Source organism: Microbacterium sp. (genome assembly GCF_036277215.1).
Classification (GTDB): Bacteria; Actinomycetota; Actinomycetes; order Actinomycetales; family Microbacteriaceae; genus Microbacterium.
Map to the genome: position 1 here is coordinate 1 of NZ_DASUNI010000133.1, position 2,469 is coordinate 2,469.

3 protein-coding genes are annotated in these 2,469 nt (G+C 66.2%); 1 reads left to right on the plus strand and 2 read right to left on the minus strand.

What is annotated here, in order from left to right; all coding sequences use genetic code 11:
- The first annotated feature begins 77 nt into the window (after positions 1-77).
- Entirely contained in the window at positions 78-644 is a 567-nt protein-coding gene (locus VFX99_RS06950) for a helix-turn-helix transcriptional regulator (protein WP_329665579.1), read from the plus strand.
- A gap of 2 nt (positions 645-646) precedes the next feature.
- Here VFX99_RS06950 and VFX99_RS06955 read toward each other — a convergent pair whose 3' ends face one another.
- Complete coding sequence (locus VFX99_RS06955; RefSeq protein WP_329665580.1) at positions 647-1,075, minus strand: CBS domain-containing protein; 429 nt, start codon at positions 1,073-1,075, stop codon at positions 647-649.
- Between the two features lie 64 nt (positions 1,076-1,139).
- On the minus strand, positions 1,140-2,469 hold a 1,330-nt coding region (gene paaZ, locus VFX99_RS06960), incomplete at its 5' end, for a phenylacetic acid degradation bifunctional protein PaaZ (protein ID WP_329665581.1).

The following is a 2,469-nucleotide window of genomic DNA, read 5'->3' on the forward strand; positions in this document are numbered from 1 at the left end:
GGAGGGCTTGCCACACTGGCAAAACTGTAGGACAGAAGAAAAACCGATTTGGTTACGTAGTTGTTGGGGGACACTGAATGATCACGCGGATTCGGGAGGTGCGCCGAGCGCGCGGAATGACGCTCGACGACGTCGCCAAAGCCTGCCGGCCGCCAACCACCCCGCAAACGATCGGGAGGCTTGAGACCGGAACGCGAACCGTTTCCCTGGTTTGGCTCAACCGCATAGCCGACGCGCTCGGAGTGGATGCTGCGGATCTGGTCGAGGGAGGCGGCGAGAAGGCCGAGCTGCCGGTGATGGCGGTACTCGGGGTCGGTGGTGCCGTGGCTCCGAGGCGGTCAGCAGTCGTGGTCGCTCCACGGCCGAAGGCAGGCCAGGTCGCGATCACCGTCTCTGCGAGCAACGGCGACTATCGCGCGGGCGACGAAATCTGGTGCGACACGGTCGAACCCGGCGGGTTCGCGGCCGCGCTCAACCGCGATGTGCTCGTGCCTCGCCCCGCCGGGCGGTTCCTGTTCGGTCGCCTGATCGACCGGGATGGCGACCGCTTGCAGCTGCTCCCGCCGGGCGCGGGCGGCCGGCAGCAGATCGTCGCCAACCCACCGTGGATTGCAGTCGCAAGGAAGCTGGTTCGGGCGCTCTAGCCCTACTGCTGGTGCTGGCTTCCCGGTGCGCTGACGCCTTCCAGAGCCTGACCGGCGGTGTCCTCGTCGGTCTCGCGCGCCAGATCGCCGAGGCTGACAACGCCGACCAGCCGCGCATCGTCGTCGATGACGGGTAAACGCCGGACCTGCGCTTCGCCCATCTTGCGGGCCGCTTCCTCAATGGGATCGTCGGCATGGGCGGAGACGACACCGCTGGTCATCAGCTCGCTCACCGGCGTGTCGGGGCCGTAGCCCAGCGCCACGCCACGAACCGCAATGTCGCGGTCGGTGATGATCCCGATGAGGCGGTCGCCCTCCGTGACCGGGATGGAGCCCGTGTCGGCTTGCAACATGAAGCGGGCGGCGTCGCGAGCCTGCTGATCGGGTCGCACCGTCTCAACGCCGGTCGTCATGACTTCCGAAACCTTCATCGCCGCTGTCTCCTGGTCCGTTGTGGGTGAGTAACGAACATTGGGCCGCCGACGTTCCTAAGCCTCACGGCACGTTTTCGGTCAGGAGGTCGTAAGTGGCGACCAGTTCGTCGCGCTGGTTGAAAATCTCGACCGCCCAGCGAACCACGCCGGTGTCTTCGCTCTTGAGCGACTTGGATCGGACGCTGAGCTCCACGCGCATGGAATCACCCGGATAGAGCGGGGTCAGGAAACGCAGGTTCTCAAGGCCCGTATTGGCAAGGACGGGGCCCGGATCTGGATCGACGAATAAGCCGGCGGCGAAGCTGAGGATGAGATAACCATGGGCGACCCGGCCCTCGAAGATCGGTGAGGCCTTCGCCGCTTCTTCGTCCATGTGGGCGTAGAACTTGTCGCCGGTGAACTCGGCGAAATGCTCGATATCCTCTATCGTGACCGTTCGGCTTGCGGTCTTCAGCGTGTCGCCGATCTCTAGCTCGGACATTCGGCATCGGAAGGGATGAACGTCTACGAACTGCTTGGGAGCACCCGGCACGTACTGCCCGGTGATGGCCGCGATCATCGTCGGCGATGACTGGATCGCGGTCCGCTGCATGTAATGCTTCACGCCGCGGATGCCACCCATCTCCTCGCCGCCGCCGGCGCGGCCGGGGCCGCCGTGAACCAGCACGGGGAGCGGCGATCCGTGGCCCGTCGATTCCTTGTGGTTGGTGCGGTCGATGACGAGCATCCGCCCGTGATAGGCAGCCGCTCCGCGGACGAAATCGCGCGCCGAGTCCGGCGAATGGGTGAAGAGCGATAAAGCGAGGCTGCCCATGCCGCGGTTCGCTAGAGCGATGGCGTCACCCATGTCGCGGTACGGCATGATCGTCGATACGGGTCCGAACGGCTCGACGTCGTGCACGGCTTGCGTGGACCAGGGATCGTCGGTCCGCAGCAGGACGGGTGCCAGGAACGCCCCGCCCGGAACCGGCGGATCGGCTGCCGGATCGCCCGCGACGATCCTCGCTCCGGCTGCTTCCAGCTCCGCGATCTTGGCGCGCACGTCGTCGCGCTGCGAGAGGCTGACGAGCGCTCCCATGCGCGTGTCCTCGGCGCGCGGGTCGCCGACCTTGGTCCCGGCGAGGCGCTCAGCGAGCGCCTGCTGAACGGCGTCGAGATACTTGGCGGGCGCCATCGCCCGGCGGATCGCGGTGCACTTCTGGCCAGCCTTGACCGTCATCTCGATTGCGATCTCGCGCACGAACAGGTCGAACTCCGGCGTGCCGGGCGTCGCATCCGGCCCAAGCAGCGAGGCGTTGAGACTGTCCTGCTCGGCAATGAACTTTACGGACTCGCGCATGACGGTCGGGTGAGTGCGTAGCTTCAGTGCGGTCGAGGCCGAGCCTGTGAAG

Bases quoted from the DNA above. Each gene is read 5' to 3' on its own strand.
- VFX99_RS06950 (WP_329665579.1), top strand. From the start codon at position 78: ATGATCACGCGGATTCGGGAGGTGCGCCGAGCGCGCGGAATGACGCTC.
- VFX99_RS06955 (WP_329665580.1), bottom strand. From the start codon at position 1,075: ATGAAGGTTTCGGAAGTCATGACGACCGGCGTTGAGACGGTGCGACCC.